Consider the following 23,579-nt stretch of genomic DNA (forward strand, 5'->3'; position numbering starts at 1 on the left):
GGCCCCGTCCTGGAACGAAAGGCTCATGCGCGTCCTGATTATTGAAGATGAAGAAAAAACCGCGGACTACCTGCACCGCGGCCTGACGGAACAAGGCTACACCGTCGACGTGGCTCGCGAAGGCGTCGAGGGTTTGCACCTGGCGCTGGAGAACGACTACGCGATCATCGTGCTGGATGTGATGCTGCCAGGCCTGGACGGTTTCGGCGTGCTGCGGGCCTTGCGCGCACGCAAACAGACGCCGGTGATCATGCTCACTGCCCGCGAGCGCGTGGAAGACCGCATTCGCGGCCTGCGTGAAGGCGCGGATGATTACCTGGGCAAGCCGTTTTCGTTCCTTGAACTGGTGGCGCGCCTGCAAGCCCTGACCCGCCGCAGCGGCGGGCATGAGCCGGTGCAGGTGACCGTCGCCGACCTGTGGATCGACCTGATCAGCCGCAAGGCCAGTCGCAACGGCCAGCGCCTGGACCTGACCGCCAAGGAGTTCTCGCTGCTCAGTGTGCTGGCGCGTCGCCAGGGCGAGATCCTGTCCAAGACCGCGATTGCAGAGATGGTCTGGGACATCAACTTCGACAGTGACGCCAACGTGGTGGAGGTCGCGATCAAACGCCTGCGCGCCAAGCTCGACGGACCGTTTGAAGAAAAACTGCTGCACACCATTCGTGGCATGGGTTATGTGCTGGAGAGCCGCAGTGTCGGCTAATTCCATCGCCCTGCGCCTGAGCGGCATGTTCACCCTGGTGGCGCTGCTGATCTTCGTGTTGATCGGCGGCGCGCTGTACCAGCAGGTGGACCGCAGCCTGGGCTTGTTGCCCGAAGCCGAGTTGGACGCGCGCTACAGCGTGCTTGAATCGTCGGTGGGTCGCTTTGGCACGCCCGAACATTGGGCAAAAATCACCGCCAAGCTCAAGCTGCTCAGTGAAGAGGACAAACGTATCCACTTCTGGGTAGTGAGCGGCGACCCATCCTACGAATACGGCAACCCCGACCCACAGATCCGTGCCTTTGCCAACGGGCACACCGGCAAGCGCGATTTGCATCTGCCGGGCCACCAGCATCCGTTCAAGGCCCTGGTGAGCCAGTTCCCGGCCAAGGATCAGCGCCCGCCGCTGCGCTTCATGATCGCCATCGACACGCAGAATTTTCACGCGACCCAGCACCATTTGCTGGTGGCGCTGATCAGCCTGGCGTTTGCCGGCGTGGTCCTCGCCGCGTTGCTGGGCTTTTGGGTATCGCGCATCGGGCTCAAGCCGCTGGGCAAGCTGTCGGATGAGGCGCAGAAACTTGCGCCACCGAAATTATCCGGGCGCCTGCGGTTGTCGCCGCTGCCGCCGGAGCTGAGCCAGTTCGTCAACTCGTTTAACTCCACCCTCGACCGCGTGGAACACGCCTACTCGCGCCTGGAATCGTTCAACGCCGACGTCGCCCACGAGTTGCGCTCACCGCTGACCAACCTGATCGGCCAGACCCAGGTCGCCCTGACGCGCGGGCGTTCGGCGGAACACTACTTCGAAGTGCTGCAATCGAACCTCGAAGAATTGGAACGCCTGCGTTCGATCATCAACGACATGCTCTTCCTCGCCAGCGCCGACCAGGGCAGCAAGGCCACCAAGCTGATCGAAAGCGCCCTGGCCGATGAAGTGGCAACCACTCTCGACTATCTGGATTTCATCCTCGAAGACGCCCAGGTCAGCGTGCGGGTCAGCGGCGATGCCACGGTCCACATCGAAAAAGCCCACCTGCGCCGCGCACTGATCAACCTGCTGAGCAACGCCGTGCAACACACCGCGCCAGGGCAGGTCATCGACGTGAAGATCGAGGTCCAGGCGGATCAAGTGGCAATCGGCGTGACCAACCCCGGCGAGGTGATTGCCAGCGAGCACTTGCCACGCTTGTTCGAGCGCTTCTACCGGGTGGACGCCTCGCGCAGCAACAGTGGCGCCAATCATGGCCTGGGGCTGGCCATCGTCAAGGCGATTGCACTGATGCACGGCGGCGACGTCTTTGTACGAAGCGACGCCAACGGCAACACCTTCGGCATCACCCTGCCCTTGTAGTGAGCGGGCTTGTCCCGCGCCGGGGGACGAAGCCGCCCTCAATCCAAGCACCGCGGTCGCCCTGAAACACCGAGGCGTACCATTTGGGCCGGCTGCACCACCCGCGCTGAGGACGCAACCCCGCCCACCACACTGTTGCGATTTGGGCAACAGTCATTATCTTGTTACACTCTGTATCGTACCGCTCGCCTGCGTTAATTTGACGCATCGATGAGTGTGACGGCAAAAGCAGTTTGCGCTTACCCGAATTTCCCTCGACTTATTTCCAGGGCTCTAAACTGGGAATCTGTTTAAAAGCCGCTGACTTCAGCGGCTTTTTTTTGCCGTAAAAAAGGCCAGAAACACCCCACGACATGGCCGTTCTCGATTGATCCAAAGGAGCTCCCCCGGTGAAGAACTCGCTGACGTTCACCCCGTTATTCCTCGCGATTACAGCAACGATCGCCCCGCCGACCCAAGCGGCAGGCAGCCCCCCCGCCGACGGCTTCGTCGAAGGCTCCCACCTCAGCGTCAACACCCGCAACTACTACATGAACCGCGACCGGCGCGACATTCACACCGATGACAGCAAGGAGTGGGGCCAGGGCTTTCTCGGCACTTTCGAATCCGGCTACACCCAGGGCACCGTTGGCTTCGGCCTGGACGCCCACGCCATGCTCGGCCTCAAACTCGACGGTGGTGGCGGCACAGACGGTTCCAGCATCCTTCCGTACGGCAGCGGCAACGGCAAGGCGCCGGGGTCGTTCTCCACGGCGGGCGGCACCTTGAAAATGCGCGCGCTGGACACAGAATTGAAGGCCGGCGACCTGTTCCTCAACAACCCGGTGATCGCCGGCGGCATGACGCGCATGCTGCCGCAGACCTTCCGTGGCGTGACCCTGGCCAACCACAGCCTCGACGGTTGGCTGTTCGAAGGTGGCCAGGCCAGTTTCACCAAGCTCTATAACCAGAGCGGCCACCAGCGCATCGGCACCAGCTACGGCGCCCTGCCGAGCCACACCGATGCACAGCACATGAACTGGGCCGGTGTCTCGTTCAGCGGCATGCCCGGGCTGACCAGCAACCTCTACGCCTCCGAACTGAAGGATGTGTGGAACCAGTACTACTACGACCTGGACTACACCTACGCGCTGAACGACCTGGTCAGCCTCAATCCCGGCCTGCACTACTACCACACTCAGGACACCGGGCAATCGCTGCTTGGCAACATCGACAACAACACCTACAGCCTGCATTTCAGCGTGGGCGTGGGCCATCACAGCGTCACTGCCGCGTACCAGCGGGTCAACGGCAACACGCCGTTCGACTACATCGCCCAGGGCGACAGCGTGTACCTGGACAACTCCCAGCAATACTCGGACTTCAATGGCCCGAACGAACGCTCGTGGAAACTCAAGTACGCCTACGACTTCAGCGGCCTTGGCATGCCTGGCCTGACGTCGGCAGTGTCCTACATCAGCGGCAAGACCGACCTGACCAGCGTCGACCCGCAAAGCCGTGGCTACAGCCGCTGGTACAGCGCCGAGGGCAAGGACGCCAAGCACTGGGAACGGGACATCGACCTGAAATACGTGGTGCAGGGCGGCAAGGCCAAAGACTTGGCCGTGCGCCTGCAATGGGCGACCAACCGCGGCAGCAACGGCTACTCGGCGGTGGACAATGACGTGGATGAATACCGCGTGATCGTCGACTATCCGATCAACGTGTTCTGATCCGGGGATCTTTCTTTTTTACCAGCCATTTAATTTTCTTCGCGTAGAACTAAACTGCCAGCATTCCAACCGCTGAAGTCTGCACGATGAGCCAAGACCGTGGCCGTACCCTGCCTGCACGCCCAGAGCTTTTTCTGATTCTGGGCAGTGGCCTGACTGTTGTCCTGATCATGGTGATTGTCGCGGCGCTGTTGATCCGTGAACACGCCAGCACCTTGCAGGCAGCCCAGCGCGCGACCACCAACATCACGCAACTGATCAATGCCGATGTACTGCGTAATGTCGAGCTATACGACCTGACACTGCAGGGACTGATTGCCGCCACCACGCGCACGGACCTGGCGAAAGTGCCCCCGGACGTCAGACATATGGTGCAGTTTGATCAATCCATCGCGGCCCCCTTCAAAGGCGAAGTGCTGTTGCTGGACGCCAACGGAGATGTGACTGCCGACTCCTCGACACTGTGGCCGACGCCGCGCAATTTTGCTGACCGGGACTATTTCCAGGCGCATAAAGACAATGCGCAGGCCGGACTGTTTATCAGCCGCCCCTTCAAAATCCATTGCGCCTGCGATCAAGTATGGCGAATCGCATTCAGTCGCCGAGTCTCAGGCCCCAGCGGCGAGTTCGCCGGCGTCGCAGTGGCCACCATGCGCCTGGCGTATTTCGATCAGTTGTTCAATCGCCTGACCATCGGCAATGGCAGCACCGTCAACCTGCTGAACACCCAGGGCATCCTCCTGGCCCAGCAACCGTTGCTGGAACGCGACATGATCGACAAGGACCTGAGTGATCGCCCCAACTTCAAACGCATGCTGCGCGAAGGCGAAGGTAGCTTCCGGGCGATTTCCACCATCAGCGGCACCGAACGTTTGTATACCTTCACCACCGTCGGCGAGTTGCCGCTGATCGTGGTAGTGGCGCTGTCCAGCGAGGATGTGTTCGCCCCCTGGGAACGCGCCGCGCTGCTGACTTCCGGTGCCACCGGCGTGCTCTGCATCGGCTTGCTGTGGCTGACCTGGATGCTGCGCCGGGAATTGCGCCGCCGCTATCGCACCGAGCGGGTGCTGTCAGAACTGGCAGCCACCGACGCCCTGACCGGCCTGGCCAATCGCCGCATCCTCGACGAACGTCTGCGCCTGGAATGGGACCGCGCACAGCGCTCCACCGAGCCGTTGACCTTGCTGATGATCGACGTCGACCACTTCAAGGCCTTCAACGATCGCCACGGCCACCACGGCGGCGATGAGGCGTTGCGTAACGTCGCCCAAGTGATCGGCACCAATATCCGCCGCCCTGCCGACCTGGCGGCACGCTATGGTGGCGAAGAGTTTGCGGTGGTATTGCCACATACCGATGCCAACGGCGCCCAGGTCATCGCCGAGCATATCCGCAGCAGCGTCGAGAACTTGCCACGGGTGGCAGGGGACGAGCGGCCAATCACGGTGAGTATTGGCTTGAGCACGTGGGACAAGCGCAGTCGGCTGTCGCTGGAGGCGCTGTTGTTGAGTGCGGATCAGGCGTTGTATGAGGCCAAGCACACGGGGCGCAACCGCACAGTGGTCGCCGCGACCCTCTGACATGTCAATGTAGGAGCTGGCTTGCCTGGCAAAGCGCAGTGTCAGGCAGCGGATGTGTAGCTGACATATCGCGTTCGCGGGTAAGCCCGCTCCTACATTTTTGATCTTCATAAGCCTGAACGGCAGGCATAAAAAAAAGGCCACCCGAAGGTAGCCTTTCAAAACTAAAGAAAGAGAGTTGTTACTTACACCGCCGCAACGGGACGCATGTAAGAGATCGGTGCGGTGCTGGCATCTTCGAAGGTCACGACTTCCCAAGCGTCTGTCTGCTCAATCAACTTGCGCAGCAGCTGGTTGTTAAGGGCGTGGCCCGACTTGAAGCCTTTGAACTCGCCTATCAGGCTATTGCCCAGCAGGTAGAGGTCACCGATTGCATCGAGGATCTTGTGCTTCACGAATTCGTCTTCGTAGCGAAGGCCGTCTTCGTTCAGTACACCATCCGCGTCGACCACGATGGCGTTTTCAACGCTGCCGCCGAGTGCAAGGTTGTGCTTGCGCAGGTACTCGATGTCACTCATGAAACCAAAGGTACGGGCGCGGCTGACTTCTTTTACGAACGAAGTGCTGGAAAAATCCACGCTTGCACTTTGGGTGCGGTCACGGAATACCGGGTGATCGAAATCGATCTCAAAGCTCACTTTAAAGCCTTCGAACGGGACGAAGGTGGCGCGCTTGTCGCCGTCTTCTACTGTCACTTCCCGCAGAATGCGAATGAACTTCTTCGCTGCGTCCTGTTCTTCCAGGCCGGCAGATTGGATCAGGAATACGAAAGGTCCAGCGCTGCCATCCATGATCGGGACTTCGGACGCGGAGAGCTCGACGTAGGCGTTATCGATGCCCAGGCCAGCCATGGCCGAGAGCAAGTGCTCCACCGTGTCCACTTTGACGTCACCGTTGACCAATGTGGTCGACATGGTGGTTTCGCCAACGTTTTCCGCGCGAGCAGGAATATGCACGACAGGGTCCAGGTCGGCACGCACAAACACGATGCCGGTGTCGACAGGTGCAGGCTTGAGGGTCAGGTATACCTTCTCCCCGGAGTGCAGACCTACACCTGTGGCACGAATAATATTCTTCAGGGTGCGTTGTTTAATCATGGCTTGGACCGCTTCAGCGCAAATTGCGAACTGGTATCAACAAAGGCTGGCGATAATAGCAGACCAGACCTTTGCTGAACACCAATCACCTTCATAGCCCTGATACATTCCATTAATCGGCCTGACGACGCAGGAATGCCGGGATGTCCAGGTAGTCCAGATCATCTTGCGGATTCGGGCTACGGGACGCCGCAGCACCGGCCTGAGCCTGGTTGCGCATCACGGTCGGACGGTCCAGGTCGCGGTAGTTCACCGACGGCAGTTCCTGGCGCGAAGGCGCTGGAGCGGCAGCCGCCTGGCTTACCTGGCTGGTGTGCAGGGTGTTGTCGATGACCTTTACAGGCTTCTCGATCTTGGCACCCAGGCCGGTAGCAACCACGGTCACGTGCAGTTCGTCGCGCATGTCCGGATCGATAACGGTACCGACCTTGACCATGGCGTGCTCGGAAGCGAAGGCTTCAATGATGCTACCCACGTCGGAGTACTCACCCAGGGACAGGTCAGGACCGGCAGTGATGTTCACCAGGATGCCGCGTGCGCCCTGCAGGTTCACGTCTTCCAGCAACGGGTTGCGGATGGCCGCTTCGGTGGCTTCACGTGCACGGTTCGGACCGCTGGCGCAGCCAGTGCCCATCATCGCCATGCCCATTTCGCTCATCACGGTGCGTACGTCGGCAAAGTCGACGTTGATCATGCCTGGGCGCTTGATGATGTCGGAGATACCGCGAACGGCACCGGCCAGTACATCGTCAGCCTTGGCGAAAGCGGACAGCAGGCTCGCGTCCTTGCCCAGGATGGTCAGCAGTTTCTCGTTGGGGATGGTGATCAACGAGTCAACGCTTTCAGACAGCAGACGGATGCCTTCGTCGGCGATCTGCATGCGCTTGCGACCTTCGAACGGGAACGGACGGGTCACGACTGCAACCGTCAGAATCCCCATTTCCTTGGCCACTTCGGCAATGATCGGTGCAGCACCGGTACCGGTACCGCCGCCCATGCCGGTGGTGATGAACACCATGTTGGTGCCTTGCAGCACTTCGGCAATACGCTCGCGGTCTTCCAGGGCGGCTTGACGGCCGACTTCCGGATTGGCGCCAGCGCCGAGGCCCTTGGTCACAGCAGTGCCCAATTGCAGGATGGTCCGCGCGCCGATGCTTTTCAGCGCCTGGGCATCAGTGTTGGCGCAGATGAATTCAACGCCTTCAATGTTGCTCTTGACCATGTGGTTGACAGCGTTGCCGCCGCCACCGCCGACACCGATCACTTTGATGACCGGGCTTGCGGGGATGTTGTCTACGAGTTCGAACATGTTCCCTCTCCTTTCAGTTCTCTAGTTTTTTCGCCTACTGCTTACTGCGGTGTTGCGGTAAATCTTTAAAAATTGCCTTTTACCCAAGCCTGCAAGCGCTCGAACAACGGCGCCTTGGCTTCATCGTCACTGCGATAGCTGTCACGGATGCTCGGGCCCGACAGGGAAATGCCGTCGGTCTGCTTTTGCAGGCCGTACAACAGCAAGCCCACGCCAGTGGAATAAATCGGGTTGCGCACCACGTCGCCCAGGCCCTTCACGCCATGGGGCACGCCCAGGCGCACCGGCATGTGGAAGATTTCCTCGGCCAGTTCGACCGCGCCTTCCATCTTCGAGGTGCCACCGGTGAGCACGATGCCGGCCGGGATCAGATCTTCGTAGCCGCTGCGGCGCAGTTCAGCCTGGATCAGGGTGAACAGCTCGTCGTAGCGTGGCTCGACCACTTCGGCCAGGGCCTGGCGCGACAGTTCGCGCGGTGGACGGTCGCCCACGCTTGGCACCTTGATGGTCTCGCCGGCACCAGCCAGTTTGGCCAGGGCGCAGGCGTAGCGGATCTTGATTTCTTCGGCGTACTGGGTCGGTGTACGCAGCGCCATGGCGATGTCGTTGGTCACCTGATCACCGGCAATCGGGATCACCGCGGTGTGACGGATCGCACCCTCGGTGAAGATCGCGATGTCGGTGGTGCCGCCGCCGATGTCCACCAGGCACACGCCCAGTTCTTTTTCGTCGTCGGTCAGCACGGAGTAGGCCGAAGCCAGTTGCTCCAGAATGATGTCGTCGATTTCCAGGCCACAACGGCGCACGCATTTTTCAATGTTCTGTGCGGCGTTGACCGCGCAGGTCACTACGTGGACCTTGGCTTCCAGGCGCACGCCCGACATGCCCAGGGGCTCACGCACGCCTTCCTGGTTGTCGATCACGTAGTCCTGCGGCAGCGTGTGCAGCACGCGCTGGTCAGCCGGGATCGCCACGGCCTGTGCAGCGTCGAGCACGCGTTCAAGGTCGGCAGAGCTGACTTCACGGTCGCGGATCGCCACGATGCCGTGGGAGTTCAGGCTGCGGATGTGATTTCCAGCCACGCCGACAAACGCCGAGTGGATCCGGCAACCGGCCATCAGCTGCGCTTCTTCGATGGCGCGCTGGATCGATTGCACGGTGGACTCGATGTTCACCACCACGCCCTTCTTCAGGCCCCGGGACGGATGCGTGCCAATACCGACGATCTCGATCACGCCGTCTTCCCCGACCTCGCCGACCAGCGCCACCACCTTGGAGGTGCCGATATCGAGACCGACGATCATTTTGCCGCTTTGCACGTTTGCCATGGGTCCTGCCTCTTCTTAATTCTTCGCGACAGCGGGTTGCGCTGCCGTGGGCGCAGCCGGTTCACGCCAGCCGACGGCAAGGCCGTTGGCGTAACGCAGGTCGACGCTCGCAATGTTCGTAATCTGTTCTTTCAAGGTCTTGTCATAGATGGCAATAAAGCGGCGCATCTTTTCCACCAAGCGGTCGCGTCCCAGCAACAACTGGATGCCCGGGCCGGAACTGCCGGCGCCGGTCGTCAAAAACCAGCTGCCCCGTTCACGCAGTTCCAGGCGTGCAATGGAGAAGCCCAGTGGCCGCAGCATCTGGCTCAAGGCCTGGTACTGCTGCATCACTTGTTGTTGCGCCCGCTGCGGCCCGAACAGCTGCGGCAGGTGCTCATAGTTCGCCAGCTCACGCGGGGTGAACGCCTGGCCCTGGTTGTTCAACAGCGCTTCGTCACCCCAACGGGCCACGGGCAGTTGTTCTTCCAGGCGGATCGTTACCTGGTCCGGCCACACGCGGCGGACTTCGGCGTGGGCGATCCACGGCATCTGCTCCAGCTCCCCGCGCATCCCCGCCAGGTCGATGGTGAAGAAGCTCGCCGCCAGGTACGGGCCGATGCGCTGCTGCACTGCTTGCTGGCTGATGTAGCTCAAGTCGCCCTGCACGCTGATCTTGGTGATCGGGCGGTCGGCATACGGCAACAGACGCTGCGCGCCTTCGTAGGTTCCGAAGCCCAGCACCACCAGCAACACCGGCCAGTACAGCGCCTTGAGGAAACCAAAATTGGCTTTCGGCAGGCGCGCCGACATCGGCTCTTTGGCCACCATCCGGCTGGCACCCCGTGGCACCGGCTTGCGGCTCGGTGCTTGTGGGGGCTGATGACGAAGCGATGCGCCTTTCATGTCTTAGCCTCGGGGCTCAACGCTGGCGGCCAGGATCGCCAGCACCAACTGCTGGAAATCCAGGCCCGCTGCGCGAGCGGCCATTGGCACCAGGCTGTGGTCGGTCATACCGGGTGCGGTGTTGACTTCAAGGAACCAGAAATTCCCTTGGTCATCCTGCATCACGTCTGCCCGCGCCCAACCGGCGATACCCAACGCCTCACAGGCTTTCGCCGTGAGGTCCATCAATTCCTGTTCCTTGGCTGCGTCGAGGCCGCACGGGATCCGGTACTGGGTATCGGAGGCCACATACTTGGCGTCGTAGTCGTAAAAGGTGTGGGGCGTGCCCAATGCGATAGGCGGCAATACCTGGCCACGCAGGGTGGCGATGGTGTACTCGGGACCCTGGATCCACTGTTCCACCAACACTTGCGAATCGTAGGTACTTGCCGCTTTCCATGCGTCGATCAATTCGGCGGCCGAGTTCACTTTGGCCATGCCGATACTGGAGCCTTCATGGGCAGGTTTGACGATCAAAGGCAGGCCCAGTTCCTTGGCCGCAGAAATACAATCGTCTTCGCTGCACAGAACGCTGTGACGCGGGGTGGGAATCCCCAGGCTGTGCCACACCTGCTTGGTGCGCAACTTGTCCATGGCCAGCGCGGACGCGAGGATGCCACTACCGGTGTAAGGGATGCCGGCGCACTCCAGCAGGCCCTGCATGCTGCCGTCTTCACCGCCACGACCGTGGAGGATGATGAAGGCGCGGTCGATCTTCTCGGCCTGCAAGCGGGCGAAGAAGTCGTCGCCCACGTCGATGCCGAACGCGTTCACGCCAGCGCTTTGCAGGGCTTCGAGCACGGCGTTGCCGGACTTGAGCGACACTTCGCGCTCAGCGCTTTTGCCGCCGAACAATACCGCGACGCGACCGAAGTCGGCCGGGGCGATGGTGGAAAACAGGGCGTCGTAATTCGTGGTCATTTCGACTTCCCCTGTGCAACGGCAAACAGCGGGCTTGCCAGCAGTTTCGGGGCAAGGCCACCAATGTCACCGGCGCCTTGGCAGAGCAAAATGTCGCCAGCACGCAGCAACGGCTTGACGATTGGCGCCAGGTCCACACCACGCTCGATGTAGATCGGGTCCAACTGGCCACGCTGGCGGATGCTGTTGCACAGCTTGCGGCTGTCCGCGCCCGGGATTGGTTCTTCACCGGCCGGGTACACCTCCATCAGCAACAGTACGTTGGCATCGGCCAATACATTGACGAAATCATCGTAGAGGTCGCGGGTACGGCTGTAGCGGTGCGGCTGGTACACCATCACCAGACGGCGCTCGGGCCAGCCACCGCGTACGGCCTTGATCACGGCTGCGACTTCGGTCGGGTGGTGACCGTAGTCGTCCACCAGCATTACGTCGCCACCCTCTACCGGCAGTTGGCCGTAGACCTGGAAGCGACGGCCCACGCCGGCAAAACCCGACAGGCCGGCGACGATGGCTTCATCGCTGACGCCCTCGTCGCTGGCGATGCAGATGGTCGCCAAGGAGTTCAATACGTTGTGGTTGCCGGGCATGTTCACCGACACGTCCAACGGCTCGCGATCCGGACGCAACACGGTGAAGAAGGTTTGCATGCCTTCCTGGCGCACATTGATCGCACGCACGTCGGCGTCTTCGCTGAAGCCGTAGGTCACGGTCGGACGCTTGACCTGCGGCAGAATCTCACGCACCACCGGATCATCCAGGCACACCACCGCCAAACCGTAGAACGGCAGGTTGTGCAGGAACTCGACGAAGGTTTTCTTCAACTTGTTGAAGTCACCGTCATAGGTCGCCATGTGGTCGGCGTCGATGTTGGTGACCACGGCCACCAACGGTTGCAGGTGCAAGAAGCTTGCATCGCTTTCATCAGCTTCGGCGATCAGGTAACGGCTGGTGCCCAGTTGTGCATTGGTACCGGCTGCATTCAGGCGGCCACCGATCACGAAGGTCGGGTCCAGGCCACCGGCGGCGAACACCGAGGCGATCAGGCTGGTGGTGGTGGTTTTGCCATGGGTACCGGCGACGGCAATGCCGTGGCGGTAGCGCATCAGCTCGGCCAGCATCTCGGCACGTGGCACCACCGGAATACGGCGCTCAAGGGCAGTGGCAACTTCCGGGTTGGAGGTGTTCACGGCGCTGGATACCACCAGCACATCGGCGTCGGCGGCGTTCTCGGCACGGTGGCCGATAAAGATCTGCGCGCCGAAGCTTTTCAGGCGTTCGGTGACCGGCGACTCTTTCAAGTCCGAGCCGGACACCTGGTAGCCCAGGTTCAGCAACACTTCGGCAATGCCGCACATGCCCACGCCGCCGATACCAACGAAGTGGATGCGACGGATGCGGCGCATCTCGGGTTGTGGCATGGCTTTCTGATTCTCAACCATGGGCCACCTCCAGGCAGATATCGACCACGGTGCGGGTTGCGTCAGGTTTGGCCAGGCGGCTTGCGGTGCTCGCCATGCTGTTGAGTCGTTCCGGTTGCATCAAAACCTCGGTCAGGCGTGCGGCCAAATCGGCGGCGCCAGTCGTTCTTTGCGGCAGCAGGAAGGCAGCGCCCTCCCCGGCCAAATATTCGGCGTTGCGGGTCTGGTGATCGTCGATCGCATGGGGCAAAGGCACCAGCAAGGACGGCAGACCGGCGGCGGCCAGTTCACTGACGGTCAGCGCACCGGAGCGGCAGACCACCAGGTCGGCCCAGCCATAGGCTTGGGCCATGTCTTTGATGAAAGGCTGTACGTTCGCCTCTACACCGGCTTCGCGATAACGCGCAGCAGTGACTTCACCATGGTTCTTGCCGGCCTGATGAAAGACCTCTGGACGCAATTCCACAGGGAGTTGCGCCAGTGCTTCCGGCAGCAGTTTGTTCAAAGGCTCGGAGCCCAGGCTTCCGCCCATGATCAGCAGGTGCGCCTTGCGCCCCACCAACGCGTCACGGGCGATGCTCATAAACAGCTCGGTGCGTACCGGGTTACCGGTCGTGCGCAGCTTGTCCGATGCACCGAAGGTTTTCGGGAAGGCCTCGCACACCCGCGCAGCCAACGGCACCAACAGGCGGTTGGCCGTACCGGCGACGGCGTTCTGCTCGTGCACGATCACCGGCACACCGGCGAGTCTGGCGGCAACGCCTCCCGGGCCGGTCACGTAACCACCGAAGCCGAGTACGCACACCGGCTGCACTTCGCGGATCACCTTGCGCGCCTGCCACACCGCCTTGAGCAACACGAACGGCGCCTTGAGCAGGGACAACTTGCTCTTGCCACGCAGGCCGGTGACGTTAATCAGGTGCAGCGGCAAGCCGGCATTCGGCACCAATTCGTTTTCGATACCGCGCGGTGTACCCAGCCAGTGCACGGTGTAGCCACGGTTCTGGAATTCCCGCGCACAGGCCAGGGCCGGGAACACATGGCCCCCGGTGCCGCCCGCCATGATCAGCACGTTAGCGCCCATGGGTCGGCTCCTCGGCAAAGTCGCTTTCGCTGAATTCCATCTCTTCGCTGCCCAGGTGGGTTCGACTCTCCCACTCGATGCGCAGTAACAAGCCCAGGCACGCGCAGCAGATCACCAACGAACTGCCGCCATAACTGAGGAACGGCAAGGTCAGGCCCTTGGTCGGCAACAGGCCGACGTTCACACCGATATTGATCAGGAACTGGCCGATCCACAGGAACGACAAGCCGTACGCCACATAGGCGGCGAAATACTGTTTGGCCTTCTCGGCCCACAGGCCGATGTACATGCCGCGTACACACACGAACACGAACAGCGCGACGGTGCATAGCGAACCCACCACACCGAGCTCTTCGGCCAGTACCGAGAACACGAAGTCGGTGTGGGCTTCCGGCAGGTAGAATTGCTTCTGCACGCTGTTGCCCAGGCCCACGCCCAGCCACTCGCCGCGACCAAAGGCGATCAGCGCCTGGGTCAACTGGTAGCCGGAACCGAACTGGTCGGACCAGGGGTCGGTAAAGGTAATCAGACGGGCCATCCGGTAGGGTTGCGCCTGCACCAGGACGGTCACGGCCGCGACGGCCAGTACCACCATCAAGGTGAAGCGGAACAGGCCAACACCGCCAAGGAACAGCATTGCCGCCGCTGCCCCCATCATCACGACGGTGGCGCCGAAGTCGGGCTCCATCAGCAACAGGCCGGCCATGGGCAGCAGCACGATGAACGGCTTGAAGAAGCCCATCCAGCTTTCGCGCACTTCTTTCTGGCGACGCACCAGGTAGCCGGCCAGGTAGATCACCACGAACACCTTGGCGATTTCCGACGGCTGCACGTTGAACGCACCGAAGCCGATCCAGCGCATCGAACCGTTCACCTCGCGGCCGATGCCGGGCAGGATCACCATGATCAGCAAGCCAAACGCGCCGATCAGCATCAGCCAACCCAGGCGCTGCCAGGTGGCGATGGGAATCATCATGGTGACGATGCAGGCGCCGAGGCCGAGCAGCAGGTACACCAGGTGACGGATCATCATGTACAGGGTGTTACCCGACTGCACGGCGGCCACTTCGGACGATGCCGAGGTAATCATCACCAGGCCCAGGCCCAGCAGTGCGAGGCAACCGGCGAGCATCGGGAAATCAAGGTCGATACCGCGCCCGGTGATGATCGGCGACGGGTACGGCTTGATGATGTTTCTCAGACCGAGGCTCATACCAAAGCCTCCACGGCGCGGGCGAACAGCTGGCCGCGCTCTTCGTAGTTCTTGAACATGTCGAAACTGGCGCAGGCTGGCGACAGCAGCACCGCATCGCCGGACTGGGCCAGGGCCTTGCAACGGGCGATAGCGTCGTCCAGGGACGTGGCGCGCACTTGCGGCACCGCGTCACCGAGGGCGGCGGCGATCAGATCGGAATCGCGGCCCATCAGCACCACGGCGCGGCAATGCTCAGCCACCGGGCCTTTAAGGTCCTTGAAGTCGGCACCCTTGCCGTCGCCACCGGCGATCAACACCAGCTTGCCGTCGATATCGGCGCCAAGGCCTTCGATGGCTGCCAGGGCTGCACCCACGTTGGTGGCCTTGGAATCGTTGTAATAGCTGACGCCATCAAGGTCGCGCACCCACTGGCAGCGATGCTCAAGGCCGCCAAAGCTGCGCAGCGCCGAGAGCATGGCGTCAAACGGCAGGCCGACGGCATGCCCCAGCGCCAACGCCGCCAGGGCATTGGACTGGTTATGGGCGCCACGGATTTTCAGCTCGCGCACCGGCATCAGGTTCTGGAATTCGAAGGCCAGGTATTTCTCGCCGTTCTCTTCACGGATGCCGAAGGCCTTGAAGTCGGGTGTGCTCAGGCCGAAGGTCCAGCAGGGCAGGCCCTCGCCCATCAACGGACGGCTCAGGGCATCCTGGCGGTTGACCACCACTTGCCGCGCACCACGGAAGATCCGGTGCTTGGCCAGGTGATACGCCGGCAGGCCGCTGTAGCGGTCCATGTGGTCCTCGCTCACGTTCAACACGGTGGCCACTTCGGCGCCGAGGTCGTGGGTGGTTTCCAGTTGGAAGCTCGACAGCTCCATCACGTACAGCTCGACGTCGTCACTGAGCAGGTCCAGCGCCGGCACACCGAGGTTGCCGCCCACCGCCACGCGCTTGCCGGCCGCAGCCGCCATCTCGCCGACCAGGGTGGTCACGGTGCTTTTCGCATTGGAACCGCTGATGGCCACGATCGGTGCCTTTGCGTTACGCGCGAACAGGTCGATGTCACCGGACAGCTTCACGCCACGGGCCGCAGCAGCTTGCAGGGCGGGTGTCGCCAGGGCCAGGCCGGGGCTCACGTAGAGCTCGTCGGCACGGCACAGAAACTCGACATCCAGCTCGCCACAACGCACTTCCACGTGCGGGTAGTCACGGCGCAGCGTGACCAGCTCCGGTGGATTTTCCCGCGTATCGGCCACGGCAAACGACGTGCCCCGGTTCGCCAGGAAGCGAACCAGGGACATGCCGCTCTTGCCGAGGCCGACAACGATGCGGAAGTGGTCTGAAGCGATCAGGGACACTCGTTTCTACCTCAGTTTCAGGGTGGCAAGGCCGACCAACACGAGAATCACGGTGATGATCCAGAAACGGACGATCACGCGCGGCTCGGGCCAGCCCTTGAGTTCAAAGTGGTGGTGGATCGGCGCCATGCGGAACACGCGGCGCCCGGTCAATTTGAAGGACGCCACCTGGATGACCACCGACAGGGTTTCCATCACGAACACACCGCCCATGATGAACAGCACGATTTCCTGACGCACGATCACCGCGATGGTGCCCAGGGCCGCGCCCAACGCCAGTGCGCCGACGTCGCCCATGAAGACCTGTGCGGGGTAGGTGTTGAACCACAGGAAGCCCAGGCCTGCACCGATCAGCGCGCCGCAGAACACGATCAGCTCGCCCGCGCCCGGTACATACGGGATCAACAGGTATTCAGCGAATTTCACGTTACCCGACAGGTAGCAGAAGATGCCAAGCGCGCCGCCCACCATCACCGTCGGCATGATCGCCAGGCCGTCGAGGCCATCGGTGAGGTTCACCGCGTTGCTGGAGCCGACGATCACGAAATAGGTCAGCACCACGAAGCCAACGCCCAGTGGAATGCTGGCGTCCTTGAGCATCGGGATGATCAGGGTGGTTTCCACCGCACTTGGCGCGGTCATGAACAGGAAGATCGCTGCGCCCAGACCGAACACCGACTGCCAGAAATACTTCCAGCGGCTTGGCAGCCCCTTGGAGTTTTTCTCGATCACTTTGCGGTAGTCATCGACCCAGCCAATGGCGCCGAACAACAGGGTCACCAGCAACACCGTCCACACGTAGCGGTTGTGCAGGTCAGCCCAGAGCAAGGTGCTGATGCCGATGGACGACAGGATCAGCGCACCGCCCATGGTCGGGGTGCCGGACTTGGACAGGTGCGACTGCGGGCCGTCATTACGAACCGATTGACCAATTTGCAGGTTCTGCAGGGTGCGGATCATCCACGGTCCCAGGAACAGCGACAGAGACAGCGCAGTCAGCACACCCAGAATCCCGCGCAGGGTCAGGTACTGGAAGACCGCGAAGCCTTTGTGGAACTGTTGCAGATACTCAGCCAGCAGCAGCAGCATTAATGTTTCTCCGTACTTGAGCCACACAAGGCCGCGACGACGTTTTCCATCACCGCGCTGCGCGATCCCTTGATCAAAATAGTGGTTTGTTTGTCTTGTTCAGCCGTAGCCAGCGCCTGGATCAGCTCGGCCTGGGTCGCGAAGTGTCGCGCACCGGAGCCAAAGGCGGCCACGGCGTGGGCCATGTTCGTCCCCACGGCGTACAAAGCATCGACTTTGCCAGCGGCATAGGCACCGACTTCGCGGTGGCCTTGTTCAGCCCAATCGCCCAGCTCGCCAATGTCGCCGAGCACCAGGACCTTGCGCCCGGCAAAGCCCTTCAGCAGGTCGACAGCGGCGTTGATGGAGGACGGGTTGGCGTTGTAGGTGTCATCGATCACGCGCATGCCGTTGGTGGCCAACTGCGCCACGGTGCGGCCCTTGACCGGCTGCACCGCGCCCAGGCCGGTGACGATCCCGAACAGCGACACACCCAGGGCGTGGGCGGCAGCAGCGGCAGCCAAGGCGTTGGCGACGTTGTGGTTGCCCAGCAGATTCAACTGCACCTGCTCGCTGCCTTGTGGCGTGTGCAAGGTGAAGGACGGGCAGCCACGGGCGTCGACGCTGATGTTGGAAGCGTGGAAGTCTGCCGCTGCGTTGTGCACGGCAAACGTCAGGACCTTGCGACCGGCGGCGCGTACACGCCAGGTCTCGAACGCCTTGTCGTCCAGATTCAATACCGCAGTGCCCGCGGCATCGAGGCCTTCAAGGATTTCGCCCTTGGCTTCGACGATTTTTTCCGGGCCGCCGAACTCACCGACGTGAGCGGTACCGGCGTTGTTGATGATCGCCACGTGGGGCTTGGTCAGCGCCACGGTGTAGGCGATTTCACCGATGCGCGACGCGCCCAGCTCAATCACTGCCGCCGTGTGTTCCGGGGCCAGTTCGAGCAGGGTCAGCGGAGCGCCGAAATCATTGTTCAGGTTGCCACGGGTGGCGAGCACCGGCCCGCGTGTGCGCAGGACACCGGCGAGCAGTTCCTTGACCGTGGTCTTGCCGCTGGAGCCGGTGATGGCTGCAACGGGTTTGTTGAAGGCGGCACGGTTCAGCGCGCCCAACTGGCCGAGGGCCAGACGGGTATCGGCGACCAGCAATTGCGGCAAGGTGGAATCCGCCACTTCGCGCTGCACCAAGGCCCCCACCGCGCCTTTGGCGGCGACGTCATTCAGGTAGTCGTGACCATCGAAACGCGGGCCGGCCAAGGCGACAAACAGCTGTCCCGGCTTGATGTTACGACTGTCGATGCTGACACCGTTGAAGCTGCAATCGCCCGACAGCATACGGGCCGACAGGGCCTGGGTCAGTTCGCTGAATTTCATCGCTTCAAGCATGGGCAACCTCCCAGGCGGTCAAGGCGTGATCGGCCTCGACCAGATCGGAGAAGGCATGGCGTTCGCCGTTGATTTCCTGGTAGTCCTCATGACCTTTACCGGCCAGCACCACCACGTCGTCAGCACTGGCGCCAGCGATCAATTGGGCGATGGCGGCGCCGCGGCCGGCAACGAAGGTGACCTTGGACGCGTCTTTGAAACCGACGCGGATGTCATCGAAAATCTGGCTCGGATCTTCGCTGCGTGGGTTGTCGTCAGTGACAAGCACGCCATCGGCCAGACGCTCGACGATCTCGGCCATCAATGGACGTTTGCCGCGATCACGATCGCCACCGCAGCCGAACAGGCACAGCAACTTGCCCTTGGCGTGGGGACGCAGGGCTACCAGGACTTTTTCCAGGGCATCCGGAGTGTGGGCGTAATCAACCACCACCAGCGGCTGCGAACCGCCACCCAAACGCTGCATGCGACCGGCCGGGCCTTCCAGCTTGGGCAGCACCCGCAGGATTTCATCCAGGGCGTAGTCCAGGCCGAGCAAAGCACCGACGGCGGCGAGGACGTTGCTCAGGTTGAAACGGCCGAGCAAGGTGCTGCGCAAATGATGCTCGCCCTGGGGCGTGACCAAAGTGGCGCGCACGCCTTCGTCATTGAATTGGGCTTCACGGCAATACAGGTACGCACTGGAATCTTCCAGGCTGTAGCTGATCAGCCGAGACTCGCGGTCTTCTGCTGCCAGTTGGCGACCGAACGCGTCGTCCAGGTTCACCACCCGGCACTTCAATTCATTCCAGGCAAACAGCTTGGCCTTGGCGGCGGCGTACGCCTCCATGGTGCCGTGGTAGTCGAGGTGATCACGGGACAGGTTGGTCATCACCGCCACGTCAAATGCCAGCGCGGTCACGCGGCCCTGGTCCAGGCCGTGGGACGAAACTTCCATGGCAACGGCCTTGGCGCCGGCCTTTTTCAAGTCGGCCAGGGTCGCTTGCACGGCAATCGGGTTCGGCGTGGTATGCAGGCCGCTTTGCAGCGCACCATAAAAACCGGTGCCGAGGGTGCCGACGATGCCACAGTGCTGGCCGAGCAGGTCAAGCGCCTGGGCCACAAGCTGGGTCACGCTGGTCTTGCCGTTGGTGCCGGTGACGCCCACCAGGTTGAGGTGACGGCTCGGCTCGCCATAGAAGCGCCCGGCGATGTCCGACAGCTGTTTGGCCAGGCCCTTGACCGGAATCAACGGCACGTCGGTGATCGGCAGCACAGTGGCGCCTTCCACTTCATAGGCCACGGCCGCCGCACCGCGCTGCAAGGCATCGGCGATGTGCTCGCGACCATCGAACTTGCCGCCCGGCACCGCCAGGAACAGGTCCCCGGCGCGCACATTGCGGCTGTCCAGGCTCAACTCGCGGATCAGCAGATCACGACCGGCGTGGGCAAAAATCTTGTTCAGGCTAAGAGACATCAGCCGCGCCCTCCATTGGCTTTTACAGCAGCGGCCGGTGGTCCGGCGTTCGCTTGTTGGGTCGGCGGCAGGTTGTCCGGGGTGATGTTCATCAGGCGCAGGGTGCCGGACATCACTTTGCTGAACACCGGCGCCGATACCAGGCCACCGAAGTAGCCGGCTTTACTCGGTTCGTCGATCACTACGACGATGGCGTAGCGTGGATCGCTCATCGGGCCGAAGCCGGCGAACAGCGAACGGTAGGAGTTCTCGGCGTAGCCCTTGGTGCCCACCGAGGTTTTACGCGCAGTACCGGACTTGCCGCCCACGTGGTACGCCGGCACCTGGGCACGGAATACGCCGCGCGGTGCTTCGATCACTTGTTGCAACATGCCCTGCATGGTCTTGGCGACGTTTTCCGGGATCACCTGGGTGGCTTTCGGCGCTTCGTCGACGTGGATCAGGCTCAGTGGAACCATGCGACCATTGTTGGCCAATACCGAGAAGGCGTGGGCCAGCTGGATCGCGGTCACCGACAGACCGTAGCCGTAGGAGAGCGTGGCGGTCTCGGCTTTCTTCCAGTCGCGATAGTTCGGCAGGTTGCCTACGCGCTCGCCCGGGAAGTCGAGGCCGGTGGGTTGACCCAGGCCGATCTTCTGCGCCAGGTGGTAGATGGTTTCGCCGCCAATATCGAAGGCGACCTTACTCATGCCCACGTTACTGGAGTTGATCAGGATACCTGTCAGATCCAGCACCGGGCCTTCGGTACGGGACACGTCACGGATGGTGTATTTGCCCAACTGCAAGGTGCCCGGATAGACCTCGACCTTGTCGCTGGGCTTCCAGCGCCCGGTTTCGAGGGCGGCACTCATGGAGATGGCTTTCATGGTCGAACCCGGCTCGAACACGTCGATCATGGCGCGGTTGCGCATCATCGCCGGTTGCAGGTTGCGACGGTTGTTCGGGTTGTAGGTCGGCTGGTTGACCATGGCGAGGATCTCGCCGGTCTTCACGTCCATGATCACCAGGCTGCCAGCCTTGGCGCCGTTCTCGATGATCGCGTTACGCAGCTCGCGGTTGGCCAGATACTGCAGACGCAGGTCAATCGACAACGCCAAGGGCTTACCGGCCTTGGCGTTTTTGGTGACCTGGACATCCTTGATCAGTCTGCCGCGCCGATCCTTGATGACTTGTCGTTTGCCGGGAACCCCGGCCAGCCATTCATCGTAGGCCAACTCCACGCCTTCGCGGCCGTGGTCATCGATGTCGGTAAAGCCAACCATGTGGGCGGTGGTTTCACCGGCCGGGTAGAAACGCCGGAACTCCTCGATGCCGTAGACACCGGGAACCTTGAGGTCGAGCACTTGCTGGCCTTGCTCGGGGGTCAGGCCGCGAACAAGGTAGATGAACTCTTTGTTGGCCTGGGCTTCGAGGCGCTCGGAGAGGGCCTTCGGGTCCTGGCCCAAGGCGGCGGCAAGCTGCGGCCACTTTTCCTTGGCGGTTTGCAGCTCCTTGGCGTTGGCCCACAGGGTGGTCACCGGCGTACTGACGGCCAGGGGCTCGCCGTTACGGTCAGTGATCAGGCCGCGGTGCGCAGGGATCGGGATATGTCGCAGGCTGCGGGCATCGCCCTGGCCGATCAGGAAGTCACGATCGATCACTTGCAGGTCGATGATCCGCCAGGCGATCGCGCCCACCATCAATGCCAGCAAGCCGAGCATCAGGCGGAAGCGCCAGGGGTAGAGTGCGCCTTCGAGCTTCATCATGGCGCCACCATGCGGACTTCGGCCGCGCCGGGGATGTGCATTTTCAGCTGTTCAGTGGCCAGCACTTCGATACGGCTGTGGGCCGTCCAGGTGCTTTGCTCCAAGATCAGTCGCCCCCACTCGGCCTGCGCCTTGTCACGCACACTCAACTCCCCGTACAGGGTGTTGAGCAATTGACGGTTGAAGTGGGCGCTGTAGGACACCGCAATCGCGGACACCAGCACGCCGACGTACAACAGCATCATGAAGAAGCTGCCGCCCGGGAGGGGCTTGGCGAAAAGCTTGCTCAACGCAGCTTCTCCGCGACACGCATGACGGCGCTGCGCGAACGTGGGTTGGCCTTCAGTTCGGCTTCGGAAGCGAATTGCGCTTTGCCATGGATCTTGATTTTCGGCACAAAGGCTTCGAAACGTACCGGCAGGTTGCGCGGCAGGTTGTCGGACTCACCCTTGACCAGACGGCGCATGAACAATTTGACGATGCGGTCTTCCAGGGAGTGGAAGCTGATCACCACCAGGCGACCGCCCACTTCCAAGGCATCCAGCGCGGCTTCGAGGCCCGCTTCCAGATCACCCAATTCGTTGTTGACGTGAATGCGCAGGCCCTGGAACGCACGGGTGGCCGGGTTCTTGCCCTTCTCCCACGCCGGGTTGGCGACTTTCAGCACTTCAGCCAGGTCGGCGGTGCGCTCGAACGGCTGGATTTCGCGGCGCTCGACCACGGCACGGGCCATGCGGCCGGCGAAGCGCTCTTCGCCGTATTCCTTGAATACACGGGTGATTTCTTCGTGGGAAGCGGTGGCGATGAACTCGGCCGCGCTGATGCCCCGGGTAGGGTCCATGCGCATGTCGAGCGGGCCGTCGTTCATGAAACTGAAGCCGCGCTCGGGATCATCGAGCTGTGGCGAGGACACGCCCAGGTCGAGCAAAACCCCGGCCACTTTGCCCGCCATGCCGCGCTCGGCGACTTCGGCACCCAGCTCGGCAAAGCTGCGCTGCACAACGACAAAGCGGCCGTCTTCGGCCGCTAGCGCTTGCCCGGTGGCAATCGCTTGGGGGTCCTTGTCGAATCCGAGGAGCTTTCCGTCGGACCCAAGCTGACTGAGTATCAAGCGGCTATGCCCGCCCCTGCCGAACGTGCCATCCAGATAGCAACCATCCGCGCGCACGGCGAGAGCCTCAACGGCTTCGTCAAGCAGTACGGTAATGTGGTTAAAGCCGCTATCAATAGTCACAAGATCAAATCACGCAGTTCATCAGGCATGGCGCCCGGTTGTTGAATAGCAGCCAGGTCAGCTGCAGAAACAGCATCCCAGGCATCTTCGTCCCACAATTGGAACTTGTTCAGCTGGCCGACCAGCATTGCGCGCTTATCCAGCTTGGCGTACTCGCGCAAACGCGGCGGCACCAGGAAGCGACCACTGCCGTCGAGCTCGAGGTCGACGGCATTACCAATCAGCAAACGCTGCAGGCGACGGTTTTCTTCACGCAATGAAGGAAGAGCGCGCAATTTGGTTTCAATCAACTCCCACTCATCGAGGGGGTAAACACATAAACAAGGGTCAACGGCATCGATCGTGATGATCAACTGTCCGGAACTTCGCGAAATGAGCTCGTCACGATACCGGCTCGGCATGGCGAGACGGCCTTTTGCATCGAGACTGATAGCGTTAGCTCCGCGAAACACAGATGCGTTTCTCCAAATTTTAGCGTTTTACGTTCAAAAAACCCACTTTGTGCCACTTTCCGCCACTTGCGCACACTATAGGAATGCGCCCACCACACCGTCAAGGCGCGGATTAAAGGAAAAGCCTTACAGAACGGAGATTTAGGAGCGTAAAAGGAGGAGAAACGAGAGTTTGGCGAAGTTTTTGACCCAGCAAGCACAAACAGCTCAAAGAGCTATCGCTCAAAGTTAAAGTGATTTATTA

The 23,579-nt window shown here is 61.7% G+C and carries 20 protein-coding genes; 4 read left to right on the forward strand and 16 right to left on the reverse strand.

From position 1 onward, the window contains the following. The first annotated feature begins 25 nt into the window (after positions 1–25). The 4 genes from IB241_RS06195 to IB241_RS06210 all read left to right on the forward strand — a co-directional run bounded on the left by IB241_RS06195 (position 26) and on the right by IB241_RS06210 (position 5,349). Positions 26–703: a heavy metal response regulator transcription factor gene (locus IB241_RS06195; protein WP_192297604.1), complete on the forward strand. Its 678-nt coding sequence runs from the start codon at positions 26–28 to the stop codon at positions 701–703. Further along, positions 693–2,057, forward strand: coding sequence for a heavy metal sensor histidine kinase (locus IB241_RS06200; protein WP_192297606.1), 1,365 nt, complete (start codon positions 693–695; stop codon positions 2,055–2,057). The genes IB241_RS06195 and IB241_RS06200 overlap by 11 nt, the downstream gene beginning before the upstream one ends. A 389-nt stretch (positions 2,058–2,446) precedes the next feature. Then, entirely contained in the window at positions 2,447–3,769 is a 1,323-nt protein-coding gene (locus tag IB241_RS06205) for an OprD family porin (protein ID WP_192297608.1), read from the forward strand. Positions 3,770–3,855: 86 nt separating this feature from the next. Then, entirely contained in the window at positions 3,856–5,349 is a 1,494-nt protein-coding gene (locus IB241_RS06210) for a sensor domain-containing diguanylate cyclase (RefSeq protein WP_192297610.1), read from the forward strand. 185 nt (positions 5,350–5,534) lie between these two features. Here the strand turns inward: IB241_RS06210 and lpxC are convergent, their stop codons facing one another. The 16 genes from lpxC to mraZ form a co-directional block, all read right to left on the reverse strand. Then, positions 5,535–6,446, reverse strand: a complete 912-nt coding sequence (gene lpxC, locus IB241_RS06215) for a UDP-3-O-acyl-N-acetylglucosamine deacetylase (protein ID WP_016974965.1) — start codon at positions 6,444–6,446, stop codon at positions 5,535–5,537. A 112-nt stretch (positions 6,447–6,558) separates the two neighbouring features. Next, entirely contained in the window at positions 6,559–7,755 is a 1,197-nt protein-coding gene (ftsZ, locus tag IB241_RS06220; RefSeq protein WP_017738690.1) for a cell division protein FtsZ, read from the reverse strand. A 65-nt stretch (positions 7,756–7,820) separates the two neighbouring features. Next, positions 7,821–9,083 (reverse strand): cell division protein FtsA, encoded by a 1,263-nt coding sequence (gene ftsA / locus IB241_RS06225; RefSeq protein WP_110623104.1) that lies wholly within the window; start codon positions 9,081–9,083, stop codon positions 7,821–7,823. Positions 9,084–9,098: 15 nt separating this feature from the next. Further along, the gene (locus IB241_RS06230; RefSeq protein ID WP_192297612.1) at positions 9,099–9,968 is read right to left on the reverse strand and encodes a cell division protein FtsQ/DivIB; all 870 of its coding nucleotides are present in this window, start codon (positions 9,966–9,968) and stop codon (positions 9,099–9,101) included. Positions 9,969–9,971: 3 nt separating this feature from the next. Continuing rightward, complete coding sequence (locus IB241_RS06235; protein ID WP_192297614.1) at positions 9,972–10,928, reverse strand: D-alanine--D-alanine ligase; 957 nt, start codon at positions 10,926–10,928, stop codon at positions 9,972–9,974. Further along, positions 10,925–12,370 (reverse strand): UDP-N-acetylmuramate--L-alanine ligase, encoded by a 1,446-nt coding sequence (murC, locus tag IB241_RS06240; RefSeq protein ID WP_192297616.1) that lies wholly within the window; start codon positions 12,368–12,370, stop codon positions 10,925–10,927. The genes IB241_RS06235 and murC overlap by 4 nt, the downstream gene beginning before the upstream one ends. After that, positions 12,363–13,433, reverse strand: coding sequence for an undecaprenyldiphospho-muramoylpentapeptide beta-N-acetylglucosaminyltransferase (gene murG, locus IB241_RS06245; RefSeq protein WP_192297618.1), 1,071 nt, complete (start codon positions 13,431–13,433; stop codon positions 12,363–12,365). Before murG ends, murC begins: the two co-directional genes overlap by 8 nt. Next, positions 13,423–14,646 carry a putative lipid II flippase FtsW gene (gene ftsW, locus IB241_RS06250; protein ID WP_370694885.1) on the reverse strand — a complete coding sequence of 408 codons (1,224 nt, stop codon included), beginning with the start codon at positions 14,644–14,646 and terminating at the stop codon, positions 13,423–13,425. Before ftsW ends, murG begins: the two co-directional genes overlap by 11 nt. Continuing rightward, on the reverse strand, positions 14,643–15,989 hold the full coding sequence (murD, locus tag IB241_RS06255; RefSeq protein WP_192297620.1) for a UDP-N-acetylmuramoyl-L-alanine--D-glutamate ligase: 1,347 nt from the start codon (positions 15,987–15,989) through the stop codon (positions 14,643–14,645). Before murD ends, ftsW begins: the two co-directional genes overlap by 4 nt. Before the next feature lie 6 nt (positions 15,990–15,995). Then, the gene (gene mraY / locus IB241_RS06260) at positions 15,996–17,078 is read right to left on the reverse strand and encodes a phospho-N-acetylmuramoyl-pentapeptide-transferase (protein WP_017738698.1); all 1,083 of its coding nucleotides are present in this window, start codon (positions 17,076–17,078) and stop codon (positions 15,996–15,998) included. Continuing rightward, positions 17,078–18,448 carry a UDP-N-acetylmuramoyl-tripeptide--D-alanyl-D-alanine ligase gene (locus tag IB241_RS06265; RefSeq protein ID WP_192297622.1) on the reverse strand — a complete coding sequence of 457 codons (1,371 nt, stop codon included), beginning with the start codon at positions 18,446–18,448 and terminating at the stop codon, positions 17,078–17,080. Before IB241_RS06265 ends, mraY begins: the two co-directional genes overlap by 1 nt. Beyond that, positions 18,441–19,904, reverse strand: a complete 1,464-nt coding sequence (locus IB241_RS06270; RefSeq protein ID WP_192297624.1) for a UDP-N-acetylmuramoyl-L-alanyl-D-glutamate--2,6-diaminopimelate ligase — start codon at positions 19,902–19,904, stop codon at positions 18,441–18,443. Before IB241_RS06270 ends, IB241_RS06265 begins: the two co-directional genes overlap by 8 nt. Continuing rightward, entirely contained in the window at positions 19,904–21,646 is a 1,743-nt protein-coding gene (locus IB241_RS06275) for a peptidoglycan D,D-transpeptidase FtsI family protein (RefSeq protein WP_192297833.1), read from the reverse strand. Before IB241_RS06275 ends, IB241_RS06270 begins: the two co-directional genes overlap by 1 nt. Then, positions 21,646–21,939 (reverse strand): cell division protein FtsL, encoded by a 294-nt coding sequence (gene ftsL, locus IB241_RS06280; protein ID WP_105520838.1) that lies wholly within the window; start codon positions 21,937–21,939, stop codon positions 21,646–21,648. The genes IB241_RS06275 and ftsL overlap by 1 nt, the downstream gene beginning before the upstream one ends. Further along, on the reverse strand, positions 21,936–22,883 hold the full coding sequence (gene rsmH / locus IB241_RS06285) for a 16S rRNA (cytosine(1402)-N(4))-methyltransferase RsmH (protein WP_370694884.1): 948 nt from the start codon (positions 22,881–22,883) through the stop codon (positions 21,936–21,938). Before rsmH ends, ftsL begins: the two co-directional genes overlap by 4 nt. After that, positions 22,880–23,335, reverse strand: a complete 456-nt coding sequence (gene mraZ / locus IB241_RS06290) for a division/cell wall cluster transcriptional repressor MraZ (protein ID WP_003171868.1) — start codon at positions 23,333–23,335, stop codon at positions 22,880–22,882. The genes rsmH and mraZ overlap by 4 nt, the downstream gene beginning before the upstream one ends. Between the last annotated feature and the right edge of the window lie 244 nt (positions 23,336–23,579).

The sequence above is a fragment of the Pseudomonas sp. PDM05 genome, from assembly GCF_014851685.1.
Taxonomy (GTDB): Bacteria; Pseudomonadota; Gammaproteobacteria; order Pseudomonadales; family Pseudomonadaceae; genus Aquipseudomonas.

Bases quoted from the DNA above. Each gene is read 5' to 3' on its own strand.
- IB241_RS06265 (WP_192297622.1), bottom strand. From the start codon at position 18,448: ATGCTTGAAGCGATGAAATTCAGCGAACTGACCCAGGCCCTGTCGGCC.
- ftsW (WP_370694885.1), bottom strand. From the start codon at position 14,646: ATGAGCCTCGGTCTGAGAAACATCATCAAGCCGTACCCGTCGCCGATC.
- IB241_RS06230 (WP_192297612.1), bottom strand. From the start codon at position 9,968: ATGAAAGGCGCATCGCTTCGTCATCAGCCCCCACAAGCACCGAGCCGC.
- ftsZ (WP_017738690.1), bottom strand. From the start codon at position 7,755: ATGTTCGAACTCGTAGACAACATCCCCGCAAGCCCGGTCATCAAAGTG.
- lpxC (WP_016974965.1), bottom strand. From the start codon at position 6,446: ATGATTAAACAACGCACCCTGAAGAATATTATTCGTGCCACAGGTGTA.
- IB241_RS06275 (WP_192297833.1), bottom strand. From the start codon at position 21,646: ATGAAGCTCGAAGGCGCACTCTACCCCTGGCGCTTCCGCCTGATGCTC.
- ftsA (WP_110623104.1), bottom strand. From the start codon at position 9,083: ATGGCAAACGTGCAAAGCGGCAAAATGATCGTCGGTCTCGATATCGGC.
- murG (WP_192297618.1), bottom strand. From the start codon at position 13,433: ATGGGCGCTAACGTGCTGATCATGGCGGGCGGCACCGGGGGCCATGTG.
- IB241_RS06235 (WP_192297614.1), bottom strand. From the start codon at position 10,928: ATGACCACGAATTACGACGCCCTGTTTTCCACCATCGCCCCGGCCGAC.
- IB241_RS06210 (WP_192297610.1), top strand. From the start codon at position 3,856: ATGAGCCAAGACCGTGGCCGTACCCTGCCTGCACGCCCAGAGCTTTTT.
- mraY (WP_017738698.1), bottom strand. From the start codon at position 17,078: ATGCTGCTGCTGCTGGCTGAGTATCTGCAACAGTTCCACAAAGGCTTC.
- IB241_RS06195 (WP_192297604.1), top strand. From the start codon at position 26: ATGCGCGTCCTGATTATTGAAGATGAAGAAAAAACCGCGGACTACCTG.
- IB241_RS06270 (WP_192297624.1), bottom strand. From the start codon at position 19,904: ATGTCTCTTAGCCTGAACAAGATTTTTGCCCACGCCGGTCGTGATCTG.
- murC (WP_192297616.1), bottom strand. From the start codon at position 12,370: ATGGTTGAGAATCAGAAAGCCATGCCACAACCCGAGATGCGCCGCATC.